At 66.1% G+C, this 15,713-nt stretch carries 20 protein-coding genes; 5 read left to right on the plus strand and 15 right to left on the minus strand.

From position 1 onward, the window contains the following. Positions 1–2: 2 nt before the first annotated feature. The 11 genes from rpsE to BDD16_RS06480 form a co-directional block, all read right to left on the minus strand. Entirely contained in the window at positions 3–521 is a 519-nt protein-coding gene (rpsE, locus tag BDD16_RS06425) for a 30S ribosomal protein S5 (protein WP_179633185.1), read from the minus strand. Positions 522–551: 30 nt separating this feature from the next. Beyond that, positions 552–917, minus strand: coding sequence for a 50S ribosomal protein L18 (rplR, locus tag BDD16_RS06430; protein WP_179633186.1), 366 nt, complete (start codon positions 915–917; stop codon positions 552–554). Positions 918–928: 11 nt separating this feature from the next. Continuing rightward, on the minus strand, positions 929–1,462 hold the full coding sequence (gene rplF / locus BDD16_RS06435) for a 50S ribosomal protein L6 (RefSeq protein WP_179633187.1): 534 nt from the start codon (positions 1,460–1,462) through the stop codon (positions 929–931). A gap of 16 nt (positions 1,463–1,478) precedes the next feature. Beyond that, a complete protein-coding gene (gene rpsH / locus BDD16_RS06440; protein ID WP_179633188.1) occupies positions 1,479–1,874 on the minus strand; it encodes a 30S ribosomal protein S8 in 396 nt (131 codons plus the stop codon). A gap of 32 nt (positions 1,875–1,906) precedes the next feature. Then, a complete protein-coding gene (gene rpsN / locus BDD16_RS06445) occupies positions 1,907–2,212 on the minus strand; it encodes a 30S ribosomal protein S14 (RefSeq protein WP_179633189.1) in 306 nt (101 codons plus the stop codon). 7 nt (positions 2,213–2,219) lie between these two features. Beyond that, positions 2,220–2,777, minus strand: coding sequence for a 50S ribosomal protein L5 (rplE, locus tag BDD16_RS06450; protein ID WP_179633190.1), 558 nt, complete (start codon positions 2,775–2,777; stop codon positions 2,220–2,222). A 14-nt stretch (positions 2,778–2,791) separates the two neighbouring features. Beyond that, on the minus strand, positions 2,792–3,109 hold the full coding sequence (gene rplX, locus BDD16_RS06455) for a 50S ribosomal protein L24 (RefSeq protein ID WP_179633191.1): 318 nt from the start codon (positions 3,107–3,109) through the stop codon (positions 2,792–2,794). A 21-nt stretch (positions 3,110–3,130) separates the two neighbouring features. After that, on the minus strand, positions 3,131–3,499 hold the full coding sequence (rplN, locus tag BDD16_RS06460; RefSeq protein ID WP_173805738.1) for a 50S ribosomal protein L14: 369 nt from the start codon (positions 3,497–3,499) through the stop codon (positions 3,131–3,133). Positions 3,500–3,729: 230 nt separating this feature from the next. Then, complete coding sequence (gene gshA / locus BDD16_RS06465) at positions 3,730–5,025, minus strand: glutamate--cysteine ligase (protein ID WP_179633192.1); 1,296 nt, start codon at positions 5,023–5,025, stop codon at positions 3,730–3,732. Between the two features lie 127 nt (positions 5,026–5,152). Continuing rightward, entirely contained in the window at positions 5,153–6,955 is a 1,803-nt protein-coding gene (amt, locus tag BDD16_RS06470) for an ammonium transporter (RefSeq protein WP_218897713.1), read from the minus strand. A gap of 31 nt (positions 6,956–6,986) precedes the next feature. Then, positions 6,987–7,325, minus strand: a complete 339-nt coding sequence (locus tag BDD16_RS06480; protein WP_179633193.1) for a P-II family nitrogen regulator — start codon at positions 7,323–7,325, stop codon at positions 6,987–6,989. 264 nt (positions 7,326–7,589) lie between these two features. Here BDD16_RS06480 and BDD16_RS06485 point away from each other — a divergent pair, with 264 nt between their 5' ends. After that, a complete protein-coding gene (locus BDD16_RS06485) occupies positions 7,590–9,104 on the plus strand; it encodes a YifB family Mg chelatase-like AAA ATPase (RefSeq protein WP_179633194.1) in 1,515 nt (504 codons plus the stop codon). 8 nt (positions 9,105–9,112) lie between these two features. Here the strand turns inward: BDD16_RS06485 and BDD16_RS06490 are convergent, their stop codons facing one another. Continuing rightward, positions 9,113–9,808: a glutathione S-transferase family protein gene (locus BDD16_RS06490; RefSeq protein WP_179633195.1), complete on the minus strand. Its 696-nt coding sequence runs from the start codon at positions 9,806–9,808 to the stop codon at positions 9,113–9,115. Between the two features lie 89 nt (positions 9,809–9,897). On the opposite strand from BDD16_RS06490, the gene rfaE2 reads away from it, so the two are divergent. Both rfaE2 and BDD16_RS06500 read left to right on the plus strand, forming a co-directional pair. Beyond that, the gene (gene rfaE2, locus BDD16_RS06495; protein ID WP_179633196.1) at positions 9,898–10,398 is read left to right on the plus strand and encodes a D-glycero-beta-D-manno-heptose 1-phosphate adenylyltransferase; all 501 of its coding nucleotides are present in this window, start codon (positions 9,898–9,900) and stop codon (positions 10,396–10,398) included. Between the two features lie 28 nt (positions 10,399–10,426). Then, on the plus strand, positions 10,427–11,182 hold the full coding sequence (locus BDD16_RS06500; protein WP_179633197.1) for a 16S rRNA (uracil(1498)-N(3))-methyltransferase: 756 nt from the start codon (positions 10,427–10,429) through the stop codon (positions 11,180–11,182). Here the strand turns inward: BDD16_RS06500 and BDD16_RS06505 are convergent. Together BDD16_RS06505 and BDD16_RS06510 are read right to left on the minus strand one after the other, a co-directional pair. After that, positions 11,154–11,453 (minus strand): hypothetical protein, encoded by a 300-nt coding sequence (locus tag BDD16_RS06505; RefSeq protein ID WP_179633198.1) that lies wholly within the window; start codon positions 11,451–11,453, stop codon positions 11,154–11,156. The genes BDD16_RS06500 and BDD16_RS06505 overlap by 29 nt on opposite strands. A 99-nt stretch (positions 11,454–11,552) precedes the next feature. Beyond that, positions 11,553–12,455 (minus strand): recombination-associated protein RdgC, encoded by a 903-nt coding sequence (locus tag BDD16_RS06510; protein WP_310732791.1) that lies wholly within the window; start codon positions 12,453–12,455, stop codon positions 11,553–11,555. 247 nt (positions 12,456–12,702) lie between these two features. On the opposite strand from BDD16_RS06510, the gene BDD16_RS06515 reads away from it, so the two are divergent. Both BDD16_RS06515 and BDD16_RS06520 read left to right on the plus strand, forming a co-directional pair. Beyond that, the gene (locus BDD16_RS06515) at positions 12,703–14,574 is read left to right on the plus strand and encodes a phosphoenolpyruvate carboxykinase (GTP) (RefSeq protein WP_179633199.1); all 1,872 of its coding nucleotides are present in this window, start codon (positions 12,703–12,705) and stop codon (positions 14,572–14,574) included. Positions 14,575–14,821: 247 nt separating this feature from the next. After that, a complete protein-coding gene (locus BDD16_RS06520; protein ID WP_179633200.1) occupies positions 14,822–15,070 on the plus strand; it encodes a hypothetical protein in 249 nt (82 codons plus the stop codon). A gap of 22 nt (positions 15,071–15,092) precedes the next feature. On the opposite strand, the gene BDD16_RS06525 is transcribed toward BDD16_RS06520, so the two are convergent. Continuing rightward, positions 15,093–15,713 carry a methyltransferase domain-containing protein gene (locus BDD16_RS06525; protein WP_179633201.1) on the minus strand — a complete coding sequence of 207 codons (621 nt, stop codon included), beginning with the start codon at positions 15,711–15,713 and terminating at the stop codon, positions 15,093–15,095.

A 15,713-nucleotide genomic window follows, 5' to 3' on the forward strand; every position in this document is an offset into this window, starting at 1 on the left:
GCTCAGTTGAAGATTTCTTCAAGCGTCTTGCCACGCTTGGCGGCCACCGCGGACGGGGTCGTCATGCGAGACAGGGCGTCGAACGTGGCGCGAACCATGTTGTACGGGTTCGAGGATCCGAGGCTCTTCGCGACGATGTCGGTGATGCCCATGACTTCGAACACAGCGCGCATCGGACCGCCAGCGATGATGCCGGTACCAGCGGGCGCGGGCGCCAGCAGGACCTTGGCAGCACCATGCTCACCAGTCGCGTTGTGCGGCACGGTGCCGTTGCGCAGCGGGATCTTGACCATGCCGCGGCGCGCCGATTCCATCGCCTTCTGGACGGACACCGGCACTTCACGCGCCTTGCCCTTGCCCATGCCGATGCGACCGTCGCCATCACCAACCACGGTGAGTGCAGCAAACGCCATGATCCGGCCGCCCTTGACCACCTTGGTCACGCGGTTGACTTGGATCATCTTCTCGCGCATGCCGTCGTCGCGACCTTCGTCAGCAACCTTCGGTTGAAACTTAGCCATTTTGTATTCCTTCGTTTCGAGCGAGGCGGATCAGAACTGCAGACCGGCTTCGCGCGCTGCATCGGCCAGCGCCTTGATGCGGCCGTGGTACGCGAAACCAGAGCGATCGAACGCCACCTTCTCGACGCCGGCGGCCTTGGCCTTCTCGGCGATGCGCTTGCCGATCAGCGTCGCGGCATCGACGTTGCCGCCTTTGCCAGCCGCGCCGAGCTGCTCGCGGACTTCCTTTTCGGCGGTCGAAGCGCTGGCGAGCACCTTCGAGCCGTCGCCGGAAATCACGCTGGCGTAGATGTGCAGGTTCGAGCGGAAGACGCTCAGACGAACCGCGCCCTGCAATGCAATGCGGGCACGGGTCTGACGGGAGCGGCGCAGGCGCTGTTCTTTCTTGTTCAACATGGTGCGGCTCCTTACTTCTTCTTGGTCTCTTTGATCGTGACCTTCTCATCCGAATAACGGATGCCCTTGCCCTTGTAGGGCTCAGGGGGACGGAAGGCACGAACCTCTGCGGCCAGCTGGCCGACGACCTGGCGATCAGCACCCTTGATCAGGACTTCGGTCTGAGTGGGGCACTCGACCTTGATGCCTTCCGGCATTTCCTTGACCACGGGGTGCGAGAACCCGATCTGGAGGTTGAGCTTCTGACCCGAGGCTTGAGCGCGGAAACCCACGCCGACCAAGTTCAGCTTGCGCTCGAAACCCTTGCTCACGCCATTGACCATGTTGTTGACCAGCGCACGCACGGTGCCGGACATGGCATTGGCTGCGGCCGAATCATCGGTCGGAGCAAAAGACAGCTTGCCAGATTCGTTGCTCACCTTGACCAGGCGATGCACCGGACGCACCAGAGTGCCCTTGGCACCCTTGACGCTGATCTGGTCTTCGGTGACCGACACGTCCACGCCTTGCGGGACGGTGATCGACATTTTTCCAACGCGGGACATTTCCGGGTCTCCTGCCTTATGCGACGTAGCAGAGGACTTCGCCACCGATACCGGAAGCGCGCGCCTTGCGGTCGGTCATCACGCCCTTGGGGGTGGTGACGATGGCGACACCCAGGCCGTTCTGGACCTGGGGGATGTCGTGACGGCCCTTGTAGATACGCAGACCAGGGCGACTGACGCGCTCGATGCGCTCAATCACCGGGCGGCCGGCGTAATACTTCAGACCGATCTGGAGTTCGGACTTGCCGTCCGTCGTCTTGACTGCGAAACCGTCGATGTAACCCTCGTCCTTGAGGACTTGCGCAATGGCAGCCTTCAATTTGGACGCTGGCATCGCAACGCTGGCCTTCTCGACCATCTGCGCGTTGCGGATGCGGGTCAGCATGTCGGCGATAGGATCACTCATGCTCATGGAATAACTCCTGTTCGTGCCCTGGGGCCGGCTTACCAGCTCGCCTTGACGACACCGGGGATGTCGCCTCGGAAGGCCAGTTCACGAATCTTGTTGCGCGCCAGACCGAACTTGCGGAACGTGCCGCGCGGACGACCGGTGATCCCGCAGCGGCTACGCAGACGGGTCGGATTGGCATTGCGGGGCAGCTTCTGCAGAGCCAGACGCGCCATGTAGCGCTCTTCTTCCGACTTGTTGCTGTCGTCGATGATGGCCTTCAGTTCCGCGTACTTCTTGGCGTACTTGGCCACCAGCTTCTCGCGCTTTTCTTCGCGCTGGATGAGAGAGACTTTTGCCATGAGGGCCTCAGTTCTTGAACGGGAAACGGAAGGCCGTGAGCAGCGCCTTGCACTCGTCATCAGTACCGGCCGTCGTCGTGATGCTGATGTTCAGACCACGCAGAGCATCCACCTTGTCGTATTCGATTTCGGGGAAGATGATCTGTTCTTTGACGCCGATGTTGTAGTTGCCGCGACCGTCGAACGAACGTCCCGAGATACCGCGGAAGTCACGAACGCGCGGCAGCGCGATCGTCACGAAACGGTCCAGGAATTCGAACATGCGCACACCACGCAGGGTCACCATGCAGCCGATGGGCACGTTCTCGCGGATCTTGAAACCGGCGATGGCCTTGCGGGACTTGGTGACGACCGGCTTCTGGCCAGCGATCTTGGTCAGGTCGCCGACGGCGTGGTCCATGACCTTCTTGTCGGACACCGCTTCGGAGACACCCATGTTCAGGGTGATCTTCTCGAAACGCGGCACTTCCATGACCGACGTGTAACCGAACTTCTGCATCAGGTCAGGAACGACCTTCTCGCGATAGAACGCTTGCAGACGAGCTTGAGCTTGTTGTTGAGCCATCTCGGATCCCCGCCTCAGGCCTTGATCTCTTCGCCACTGGACTTGAAGACGCGCACTTTCTTGCCGTCAGCCAGGAGCTTGATGCCCACGCGGTCGGCTTTGCCGGTCGCGGGGTTGAAGATCGCCACATTCGATTGATGGATCGGCATGGTCTTGTCGACGATGCCACCGGTCGTGCCCTTCAGCGGGTTCGGACGCACGTGCTTCTTGACGACATTGATGCCGTCAACCACCACGTGGTCTTCATCAACACGCAGCGAAATCGCGCCGCGCTTGCCCTTGTCGCGACCGGTCAGCACGATGACCTCGTCGCCTTTGCGAATCTTGTTCATGGCCTGTCCTTCGCAGTCGGCTTAGAGCACTTCCGGAGCCAGGGACACGATCTTCATGAAGCGCTCGGTACGCAGTTCACGCGTCACCGGGCCGAAGATGCGGGTGCCGATCGGCTCCAACTTGGCATTGAGCAGCACGGCTGCATTGCCATCGAACTTGACGAGCGAGCCGTCCTGACGGCGAACGCCCTTGGCCGTGCGAACGACCACGGCGTTGTAGACCTCGCCTTTTTTGACGCGACCACGCGGTGCAGCTTCTTTGATGCTGACCTTGATCACGTCGCCGATACCGGCATAACGACGCTTAGAACCGCCAAGCACCTTGATGCACATGACGGACTTCGCACCGGTGTTGTCCGCGACGTCGAGTCGCGATTGCATTTGGATCATGTCGAATCCCCAACTTATCCCGCGCTGATAGCCCCACTCGGCCACCGCTCGCGGTCAGTCTTGGGCCCGTCACAACGACTGGGTGAAAACTCACCAAGCGGTTGCGTTTGGGGCGGAGCCAGATTGCGCCACATGCGGCTAGGCACGTGCGCAAGCCAGAAGAGCCTTCGATTATGCCAACGCATCCAAGCTGCGTCAACATGGCACTGTAAAACAATCACAGGGGGCGATCAGTCGTAGACCTCCGCGTCCGGATCCGTCGCCTCCAGTTCATAGCTCGCCGCCAGCATCGCCAGCCGCGCAACCACTCCGTACATGTAGAACCGGTTCGGTGCACTCGCCCCCGGCTTGACACCCTGGCGCGGCAGGTGGCTGCTCTCGGCGAAGGCCAGCGGGATGAACTGCGCGCCCGGCGAGTTGAGGTTCTCGTCGATGCCACGGTCGGCATGCACGCGGTAGAAGCCCCCCACGACATAGCGGTCCAGCATGTAGACCACCGGCTCGGCGACCGCGTCGTTGATGCGCTCGTAGGTCGGCACGCCCTCCTGGATGATCACCTCGGTGACCTCCTGGCCATCCTTGATCACGCTCATCTTGTTGCGCGTGCGGCGGTTGAGTTCGTCAAGCTGCTTGGCGTCCCGCACCGTCATGATGCCCATGCCATAGGTGCCGTTGTCGGCCTTGACGATCACGAACGGCTTCTCGTTGATGCCGTATTCCTTGTACTTGCGGCGGATCTTGCCCAGCAGCGCATCGACATTGGTCTGCACGCACTCGATGCCCGATCCCTCGGCGAAGTTCACCTCGCCGCACTGGCTGAACATCGGGTTGATCAGCCACGGATCCATGCCCATCAGCTTGGAGAACTTCTTGGCGACCTCTTCATAGGCCTGGAAGTGGTTGGTCTTGCGCCGCACGGCCCAGCCCGCGTGCAGCGGCGGCAGCAGGTACTGCTCGTGCAGGTTTTCCAGCACCGACGGAATGCCCGCCGACAGGTCGTTGTTGAGCAGGATGGTGCAGGGGTCGAAGTTCTTCAGCCCCAGGCGGCGCTGGGTGCGCAGCAGCGGCTCCATCGTGAGCGACTCGCCGCCGGGCAGCTCGAACGTGGTCGGCGCCTTCACTTCCGGGTCGAGCGAGCCCAGGCGCACGTTCAGCCCCGCCTGCGTGAAGATCTGCACCAGCCGCGCCACATTCGTCATGTAGAAGGTGTTGCGGGTGTGCTTCTCGGGGATCAGCAGCAGGTTCTTGGCCTCGGGACAGATCTTCTCGATCGCGGCCATCGCCGCCTGCACGGCCAGCGGCAGCATCTCGGGTGTCAGGTTGTTCCAGCCACCGGGGAACAGGTTGGTATCGACCGGCGCGAGCTTGAAGCCGGCATTGCGCACGTCGACCGAGGTGTAGAAGGGAGGCGTGTGCTCCATCCACTCCAGGCGGAACCAGCGCTCGATGGCCGGCATGGAGTCGAGGATGCGGGCTTCGAGCTCGTTGATCGGGCCGGTCAGTGCGGTGACGAGATGGGGAACCATGGTGGGCGACCTGCGCGGTGAAGGGGAATGAGGGCCATTCTAGGAAGGTCTTCAGATGCGGGTACAGCGACAAAACAAAAGGGGCCGCCCGAAGGCGGCCCCTTGAAGGGCAATCAGCAGGAAACGATCACTTGGCGTAAGCGGTTTCGCCGTGCGAGGTGATGTCCAGACCTTCGCGTTCGTCGTCTTCCGGCACGCGCAGGCCGATCACCAGATCCACGATCTTGTAGGCGATCACCGAGACCACGGCCGACCACACGACGGTCAGCATCACGGCCTTGGCCTGGATCCAGACCTGACCCGCGATCGAGTAGGCGTCCGGGGCGATCATGCCCACGGTCACCCAGTCGGCCACGGCGCTCGGGCCACCCAGGTTCGGCGAGTTGAACACGCCGGTCAGCAGGGCACCCAGGATGCCACCGACACCGTGCACGCCGAACACGTCCAGCGAGTCGTCGGCACCCAGCATGCGCTTGAGGCCATGCACGCCCCACAGGCAGACGAAGCCGGCGATGAGGCCGATGATCAGCGCACCCAGGATGCCGACGTTGCCAGCAGCCGGCGTGACCGCCACCAGGCCCGCCACGGCACCCGAAGCAGCACCCAGCATCGAGGCCTTGCCCTTCATCAGCGCCTCACCCATCGACCAGGCCAGAACGGCAGCGGCGGTGGCGATGAAGGTGTTGATGAACGCCAGTGCGGCGAAGTTGTTGGCTTCCAGGGCGGAGCCGGCGTTGAAGCCGAACCAGCCCACCCACAGCAGCGAGGCACCGACCATGGTCAGCGTCAGCGAGTGCGGCGTGAACGCTTCGCGGCCGTAGCCGACGCGCTTGCCAACCATGTAGGAGCCGACCAGACCGGCCACGGCCGCGTTGATGTGCACCACGGTACCGCCAGCGAAGTCCAGCGCACCCCACTGCCAGATCAGACCGGCCTTGGCGGTCATCGCGTCAGCGACTTCCTTCGAGGCATAGGCATCCGGACCCATCCAGTACCAGACCATGTGCGCGACCGGCGCATAGCTGAACGTGAACCACAGCACCATGAACATCAGCACAGCCGAGAACTTGATGCGTTCGGCGAAGGCGCCGACGATCAGGCAGCAGGTGATGCCGGCGAAGGTGGCCTGGAAGGCAGCGAACACGATCTCGGGGATGTAGACCCCCTTGCTGAACGTGGCAGCCGGCGCGAAGGTGCCGGCGACGTTGTCCCAGACGCCCTTCATGAACAGGCGGTCGAAGCCACCGATGAACGCATTGCCTTCGGTGAACGCCAGGCTGTAGCCGTAGACGAACCACAGCACGACGATCAGCGAGAACGTGACCATCACCTGCATCAGCACGGACAGCATGTTCTTCGAGCGCACCAGGCCGCCGTAGAACAGCGCCAGACCCGGCACCGTCATCAGGATGACCAGCAGCGTCGACAGCATCATCCAGGCGGTGTCGCCCTTGTCGATCTTCGGAGCCGGCGCAGCAGCGGGGGCGGCATCCGAAGCGGCAGGCGCTGCTTCAGCGGCCGCCGCGGGCGCAGCCACCTTGGCCAGCGTGATCTCGACACGGCGGGCCGCATCGCCCTCGCCGGCCGTGATGTCCTCGGGCTTCTGCAGCACGACGCGGGCCTCGTCGACGCCAGCCGCCTTCAGCGCCTCGCGCACGGCGAGGGCGCGCTGCTTGGCCAGTTCCTTGTTGACTTCCAGCGAGCCGGAGTTGTCGGCGAAGCCGGACAGCTGCACCTTGGCATCTGCGTTGGCAGCCAGGAAATCGGCCACGGCCTTCATGGAGTCCGCGGTATCGGCGGCCACCTCGGCCTTGCCGGACTCGAACATCACCTTCGTGTCCGGAAAATCGGCGGCCAGTGCTGCGGGCGCGAAGCCCAGCATCCCGACCACCGTCATCAGCGCGACGAACCACGCGATCAGCTTCTTCATTTGGTGTTCTCCTCGTTCCTGTGGCGAGCGCTCACAGGGCATCCTTGCCGGTTTCGCCCGTGCGGATGCGCAGCACCTGCTCCAGCGACGTCACGAAAATCTTGCCGTCACCGATCTTGCCGGTGCGTGCAGCGCCTTCGATGGCTTCGATCACGCGGTCCACGACCGCGTCGTCCACGGCGGCCTCGACCTTGACCTTCGGCAGGAAGTCGACGACGTACTCGGCACCGCGGTACAGCTCGGTGTGGCCCTTCTGGCGCCCGAACCCCTTGACCTCGGTGACGGTGATGCCCTGCACGCCGATGTTGCTGAGGGCTTCTCGAACCTCATCAAGCTTGAAAGGCTTGATGATGGCAGTGACCATCTTCATGGCAGCTCCTGGTTGCTCTGACTGGTTGACTGGTGTTGGAACAGATACCGCCAACCTTCTGCATCTTTCATGCCATCACTTGAAACATCCCGTGACGGCCACCAGATCGCGCGCGACACCCCCGATGCACCGGCTTGGTGTTTCCGCGATGCACAGCATTGGTGCATCTCCCCCATCAGGGTGAGTTCCGAACCGTGCGGACCTGCGCAGAATGGACGGCACCGCTGCGCCCCCGCACCGTTCCGACCCGGACCACGCACCACCATGTCACTCGCGATCGTCCACAGCCGCGCCCTGCTCGGCCTGCAAGCCCCGGCGGTGACGGTCGAGGTCCACCTCGCCAACGGCCTGCCCAGCTTCACGCTGGTCGGGCTGGCCGACACCGAAGTCAAGGAGTCGCGCGAGCGGGTGCGCGCTGCGCTGCAAAACAGCGGGCTCGAATTCCCCCACAACAAGCGGATCACAGTGAACCTGGCACCGGCCGATCTACCCAAGGAGGGTGGCCGCTTCGACCTGCCGATCGCGCTGGGCATCCTCGCCGCCGCCGGTCACATCGACCCGGCGATGCTGGAGACGCTGGAGCTGGCGGGCGAGCTGTCGCTGGCCGGGGATCTGCGCCCCGTGCGCGGCGCCCTGGCGATGGCACTCGCGCTGCAGCGGGGCGGCGCGCGGCGCACGCTGGTGCTGCCCCGCGCCAGCGCCGAGGAGGCTGCGCGCGTGCCGGGCCTCCCCCTGCGCTGCGCGGACCATCTGATGGACGTCGTCCACGCGCTGCAGCCCGGCGACGACTGCGTGCCGCTGCGCGCACCGCAGCCGCCACCCGGTCGCCCGCAGGCTCCGCTGCCGGATCTGCGTGACGTGCGCGGTCAGGTCGTCGCCAAGCGGGCACTGGAAATCGCCGCCGCCGGCCAGCACAGCGTGCTGTTGGTCGGGCCGCCCGGAACGGGCAAGTCCATGCTGGCCCAGCGCCTCATCGGCCTCTTGCCGCCGCTGGAGGAAACGCAGGCGCTGGAGTCGGCTGCGGTCCTCAGTCTGGCCGGGCGGTTCGATCCCGGGACCTGGTCACAGCGGGTGCTGCGGTCCCCCCACCATTCCGCTTCCTCGGTGGCACTCGTGGGCGGAGGTTCTCCTCCACGACCAGGCGAGATCTCGCTGGCCCACCACGGCGTGCTCTTTCTCGACGAGCTGCCGGAGTTCCCGCGGGCCGCGCTCGAAGCACTGCGCGAGCCGCTGGAGAACGGCCGCATCACCATCTCGCGTGCCGCCCAGCAGGCCGAGTTCCCGGCACGCTGCCAGCTCGTCGCGGCGATGAACCCGTGTCCGTGCGGCATGCTCGGCTCGACCATGCGCGCCTGCCGCTGCACGCCCGAAGCCATCGCGCGCTACCAGGGCCGGCTGTCGGGGCCGCTGCTGGACCGGATCGACCTGCGGGGCGAGGTGCTGGCGATCGCGCCGGAAGAGCTGTCCTCGGCGCCCGACGGCGAGCCGAGCGCCGCCATCGCCGAACGGGTCGTGGCCGCCCGGCAGCGCCAGCAGGCCCGCCAGGGAGTCTGCAATGCCGAGCTGGACGCTGGCGTGCTGGCAGACCACTGCCGGGCGCAGTCGGCCGCCACACAGTTCCTGAACACCGCCGCCGCCCGCCTGGGCTGGTCGGGCCGCAGCCTGCACCGGGTGATGCGCGTGGCGCGCACGGTGGCCGATCTGGCCGGCGCGGCCGACACCGAGATCGGCCACATCGCCGAGGCGATCCAGCTGCGCCGCGCCCTGCCCGGGCGGTGATCGCGACGTCAGGCCGGCGCGTTGCCCAGCGCAGCCAGCTGCGCGGCGCGCTGCTGGTCGGCCTTGCGGTCGGCGGCCACCTTCTGCGCGGTCGGGCGTTGTTCGATCAGCTTGACGTAGCCCTTCCAGTCCACGCCCTGCGCCGCCAGCAGATCCTCGCCGCAGACCAGCTTGGTCGACATCGCCACCAGCGGCAGGTGCGCCACGGCCGTGCAGTCGGCCAGCGTGAAGGTGTCACCCGCCACGTACGGCGCAAACCGGGCCAGGCGCTTGAACGCCGCGATGTTCTTCTCCAGCTGCCCCCGCGCCTTGGCGATCACGCCGTCCGACACCTTGCCGCCGAAAAACGCCTGCGCATAGAGCATGCGGGCCACCAGCTCCAGGTGGATGTCCATGAACAGCGACAGCTCGCGCACCTTGGCCGCGGCAAACGGATCGGCCGGCAGCAGCGGCACGGCAGGATAGGCCGCCTCCAGGTAGTCGACGATCACCGCGCTCTCGCACAGCGGGCCATGCTCGGTCACCAGATAGGGCAGCTTGCCGAGCGGGGAGTTCACCAGCACGTCCTCGCCGCCCCGCGGCAGCACCACCACCTCCTCGAACGGCAGGCCCTTCTCCAGCAGGACCAGCTTGACCTTGTTGTAGTAGTTGGACAGGGCAAAGCCGTGCAGGCGCAGGACAGGGGCGGTGGTGGATGCGGTCATCGGGGTCTCCGTGGTGGTGTGGGGCGGACTTCGGGCACTCTAGTCGCCGCACCGGCCACCGGCAGTAACTGCGGCGACAATCCCGCCCCATGAACGACGCCCCTGCCCTGCCCGCGCTCCCCGCCTTTTTCGACAAGCTCTGCCGGCGCGAGGACCTGCCCGCGCGGCTGGCGGCGCTGCCGCGGCCGATGGTGTTCACCAACGGCGTGTTCGACCTGCTGCACCGCGGCCATGTGACCTATCTGGCGCAGGCACGTGCGCTCGGCGCCAGTCTCGTGCTCGGCCTGAACAGCGACGCCTCGGCCCGCGGCCTGGGCAAGGGCCCGGACCGTCCGCTCAACGCCGAAGCCGACCGCGCCTGCGTGCTGGCCGCACTGGAGAGCATCAGCCTGGTCGTGCTGTTCGACGAGCCGACCCCCTGCACGCTGCTGCAGGCCATCCGGCCCGACGTCTACGTCAAGGGCGGTGACTACGACATCGAGGCGCTCGAAGAGACGCGCCTCGTGCGCAGCTGGGGCGGCCGGGCACAGGCGCTGTCCTTCGTCGATGGCTACTCGACCACCGCCCTCGTCCGCCGCATCCGCGCCTGAGCCCCTCCTCCCCGACCGCACACCCACCATGCCCGCCCGTCTCTATCTGGATGCGCCGCTGAGCGCCGATGCCGAACTCGCCCTGCCCGCCGGTGCGGCCCGCCATGTACAGGTGCTGCGCCTGCAGCCGGGCGAGGAGATCACCCTGTTCAATGGCCAGGGCGGCGAGTGGCGCGCGGAGATCGTGCGCATGGGCCGCCAGTCGGTCGAGGTGCGGGTGACGGCGCACGATCCGGTCGAGCGCGAACTGCCGATCGCCGTGACGCTGGTGGCGGGCATGCCGGCCAACGACCGCTTCGACTGGCTGATCGAGAAGGCGACCGAGCTGGGCGCGGCGGCGATCGAGCCGGTGGTGTGCGAGCGTTCGGTGCTGCGGCTGTCGGGCGAGCGGGCCGAGCGCAAGCGGGAACACTGGCAGGCGGTCGCCGTGGCAGCGGCCGAGCAGAGCGGGCGCACCCGCGTGCCGCTGATCGCGCCGGTGCGCACCCTGTCGCAGGCCGCGGCACTGGCGGCCGCTGACGCGGACACCCCCAACTGGTTGCTGAGTCTGGCCGAGGCCGTGCCCATGGCCAGACGGATGGCGCAGGACCTCGGTGGCGGTGTCGGGCGACTGCGGGTCTACAGTGGTCCGGAAGGTGGGTTCAGTCCGGCGGAGGAAACCCTGGTGCGCGGCATCGGCGCGCGGGCCATCAGCCTGGGAACACGGGTACTGCGGTCGGAAACTGCCCCACTGGCGGTGCTGGCAGCCCTGGGTCTCACGCCACCCAGCGACCGGGCGAGCTGAAGCGCGAGCGACCTTGGGGCACCTCGGGCGGCCCCAGCGGCGCAGCGGCACTGTCGGGCATCTCGGCACGCTCCACCAGTTCGCGCACGAAGGTCCAGATCACCGGGTCCAGTTCGATCGAACCCGGCTCGCCCGTGCGCTTGAGCCAGTCGTCCAGCCGGCGACGCGATGCCCCCAGCCGACGGGCGAACTGGTCCGGGTCCATCTCCATGCGCTGCATCGCTTCCAGCAGAAAAGCTTGTTGGGACTTGGGTTTTCTGTGTAGTGACATGGGAGGTATCCAGAAATGCAAATTCAGTCTAACGTCCCGCACCCCTGAAGCGTGCAGTCAGACCGAAGTTGTTGCAACTCGAAGCAACAGGCTTCGTGCTCACATTACAACTTGGTGCTCACCGCCCAAAGCCTCGATCAGGGCCGTCAACCCATGCGTCAATTCCGTGGTGATGATGGCGACATCGGCATCGAATCGCTCTTCGGCGCTGCCATCCGTGTCCAGGACGCCATCCAGGAACTCGATCTTGCGCAACTGCATCCCCTCGGTCAGCACGAAGGAGACGCGGCCATTCCAGGTCATCGCCAGCCGGGTGGGCATCTTGCCCTGCGTGATGTGCTGGCGCACCTCGTCGGTGTCCAGCGGGTGACGGGCATAGCGCACCACCGACTTCATCTCGTCACTGGACTTCAGCTCGCATTCCCGGTCGACCGTGAAATCGGCCGCCGGCTCGCCGGTGAGCAGCCAGTCGGCCATCACGGCAGCGGGTGACTCCTGGGTGTGCAGCGCCCGGACGGACAGGCCGTCGAGCGCCTTGACCAGCAGCGTCACCACCTCGTCGGCCCGACCCGGGCTGCTGGTGTCGAGCACCAGGAAGCCGGTGTCCGGCGACAGCCACACGTTGACGGCCGAGCGCTTGGTGAACGCCATCGGCAGCAACTCCAGCGTGGCCTGCTCCTTGAGTTCCTTGGTCTGCTTGCGACCGGGCTTGCGACCGGTCTCGCGCTCGATGCGGGCGGCGATCTCGTCGATGCGGCGCTTGACCACCGAACCCGGCAGCACCCGCTGCTCGATCATCAGCCGCATCAGCCACTGCCCGCGCACGGTCTCGGCCAGCGGCGCCTCGGCCGGCCCGCGGGGCGGCACCCAGCCAGCCGATTCCTCCTGCGTCGAGCCACACTCGACGAAGCGGGCCTTCTCCAGCCCGGCCTCGATCTGTTCGAGCGATGCCGACCAGCCCGGCTCCATGCGAAACACCGTCAGATTCTTGAACGTGAACACGCAGCTTCCTTCTCCAAAAGTCTTGATTGTCGGCGCCCCTGCACTTGCAGGTCCACCCGATGAACGTGTCACGGATGTGCCGGATTCGGGGATCTATAGGTCGAACACAGTGGCAGGTCATGCAAAAAACGCATGTAACCACCATGTAATGCAGAGATACCCCCGCCTACACTGACCGCGGGGGCATCCCGAAAGCAGCGCGGCGCACTGTTTTCGAGATGCCTTTTTTCAACATAGGAGCCTCTCGATGAACCAACCCCTGATGGCCGGCGTGAACGTCAACGCCCCCTCCTTCGTCAAGAACGCCAAGCTGATCGCCTGGGTCGCCGAGATCGCTGCCCTGACGCAGCCCGCCGCCATCTACTGGTGCGACGGCAGTGTGGAAGAGTATGACCGCCTGTGCCAGCAACTGGTCGATGCCGGCACGTTCAAGAAGCTCAACCCGGCCAAGCGCCCGAACAGCTTCCTGGCCTGCTCCGACCCGAGCGACGTCGCCCGCGTCGAAGACCGCACCTACATCTGCTCGGCCGCCAAGGAAAACGCCGGCCCGACCAACAACTGGATGGCCCCGGCCGAGATGCGTGCGCTGCTGCAGACCGGCGACACCCCGCTGTTCAAGGGCAGCATGAAGGGCCGCACGATGTACGTCGTGCCCTTCTCGATGGGCCCGCTCGGCTCGCCGATCGCCCACATCGGCATCGAACTCTCGGACAGCCCGTATGTGGCCGTCAACATGCGCATCATGACCCGCATGGGCAAGGCCGTGTACGACGTACTCGGCACCGATGGCGACTTCGTGCCCTGCGTCCACACCGTCGGCGCGCCGCTGGAAGCCGGCCAGCAGGACGTGACCTGGCCGTGCAGCAAGACCAAGTACATCGTCCACTACCCCGAGACGCGCGAGATCTGGTCCTACGGCTCGGGCTACGGCGGCAACGCGCTGCTGGGCAAGAAGTGCTTCGCGCTGCGCATCGCCTCCAACATGGGCCGCGACCAGGGCTGGCTGGCCGAGCACATGCTGATCCTGGGCGTGACCTCGCCGGAAGGCAAGAAGAGCCACGTCGCCGCCGCGTTCCCGTCGGCCTGCGGCAAGACCAACTTCGCCATGCTGATCCCGCCGGCCGAGCTGGGCGACTGGAAGGTCACCACCATCGGTGACGACATCGCCTGGATCAAGCCGGTCAACGGCCAGCTGCGCGCGATCAACCCGGAAGCTGGCTACTTCGGCGTCGCCCCGGGCACCAACTTCAAGACCAACCCGAACTGCATGGCGTCGCTGGACAAGGACGTCATCTTCACCAACGTCGCGCTGACCGACGACGGCGACGTGTGGTGGGAAGGCATGACCGACGAGCTGCCCTCGCACCTGATCGACTGGCAGGGCAAGGACTGGACGCCGGAAACCGCCCGTGGCGCCGACGGCAAGCTGCGCCCCGCCGCGCACCCGAACGCCCGCTTCACCGTGGCCGCTACCAACAACCCGGCGCTCGACCCCGAGTGGGACAACCCGGCCGGTGTGGCGATCGACGCCTTCATCTTCGGTGGCCGCCGCTCGACCACCGTGCCGCTGGCGACCGAAGCCCGCAACTGGGTGGAAGGCGTCTACATGGCCGCCACGATGGGCTCGGAAACGACCGCTGCCGCCGCCGGCCAGATGGGCGTCGTGCGCCGCGACCCGTTCGCGATGCTGCCGTTCACCGGCTACAACATGAGCGACTACTTCCAGCACTGGCTGAACGTCGGCGCCAAGCTCGAAGCCGAAGGCGCCACGCTGCCGGCCATCTACTGCGTCAACTGGTTCCGCAAGGGTGCGGACGGCAAGTTCGTGTGGCCGGGCTACGGCGACAACGCCCGCGTCATGCAGTGGATGCTGGGCCGCCTCGAAGGCACGGCCGGCGGTTCGGAAAACATCTTCGGTGTCAGCCCGAACTACGGCGACCTGAACTGGACCGGCCTGAACTTCAGCCAGGCCCAGTTCGACAGCGTCATCGGCATCGACCACGCCGCCTGGCAGCAGGAAATGAAGCTGCACGGCGAGCTGTTCGAGCAGCTGGCCCACAACCTGCCCGCCGAACTGAAGGCCACCAAGGCCGCGATCGAAGCCAAGCTGAACGCCTGATCTTCCGGCATGACCCGGGGCACCCGCCCCAGGATCCGACTGAAACCCGCCGCGCCCCGGCGGGTTTTTTCTTGCCCGGAACCGGCTCCATCTGATACCAGACGTTACTGTGGCAACTGCCTGACGAAAACACTGCACAGCCCCCGGCAACGTGGGAAAGTTCCGAGGCTGATCCTGCTTCCCCCGGAAGCCAACCCATCGGTCGTGCTGCAGCAGCATCCAGCCGACCGGCGTTGAAGGAGTTGCCATGACGACCATCGTGTTCGAGCACGTCCCGGTGAGCGAATTACCCCATGCGTGGCGCCACCAGCTGGCAGAGCGGGCCGCACTGCCGCACGGTCCAGTGACCATCCGCATCGAATCCCCGGACCCGGCACCAGCCGCCCGGCGGTTCGACTTGCTGGACGGCAGCCCGGACCTGGCCGATGTATCGGGCTATCTGCGCAGCATCCGCACACCGCAGTACGACTTCACCCCCTCCGGCGACGGCGACTGACGCCCGCAGGCGCTCTGTCCGGTCAACGCCGCAACAGCCCGATCGCCAGCTCCCGCCACCCGCGCGGGTGTGGCACCGCCTCATACGGCGGCGCCGGCCATTGCCAGCGGTCCGCCGGCAGCAGCGCCCGCAGCAGGTTGATGTCGAGGTGGTACGGCGGCCCCTCGATGCGACCGATGGCCGATCCAGGCCGCAGCACCTGCATGCCCATCAGGCACAGCCGCCCGCCAGGCCGCAGCCAGCGGTGCAGCTGTGCGGCGTAGTCGGCCCAGTGGTCCGGGTGGATCGCGCACCAGCAGGTCTGCTCGAACACCGCGTCCAGCGGCTCGGCAGGCTGCCACTGCAGGACATCCGCCTGCACCAGGGCGCAGGCACCAGCGCCCAGCCCTGCGTCGTGCAGACGCTGTGCGGTCCGCGCGACCGCAGCCGGGGCATAGTCGATCGCGGTGACCCTGCAGCCGGCCTGCACCAGCGCCAGCACCTCGTGCCCGCTGCCACAGCCGGGCACGGCCACCCGCTGACCCGCCGCGAGCGTGCCGTCCGCCAGCCACGGCGCGAGCTGCGGGCTGACGGCGCCGCGGTCCCAGGGGATGTCATCCGCCTCGAACCGCTGCTGCCAGAAATCGACGCCTGGGCCGGCCAT

The sequence above is a fragment of the Sphaerotilus montanus genome (genome assembly GCF_013410775.1).
Classification (GTDB): domain Bacteria; phylum Pseudomonadota; class Gammaproteobacteria; order Burkholderiales; family Burkholderiaceae_C; genus Sphaerotilus; species Sphaerotilus montanus.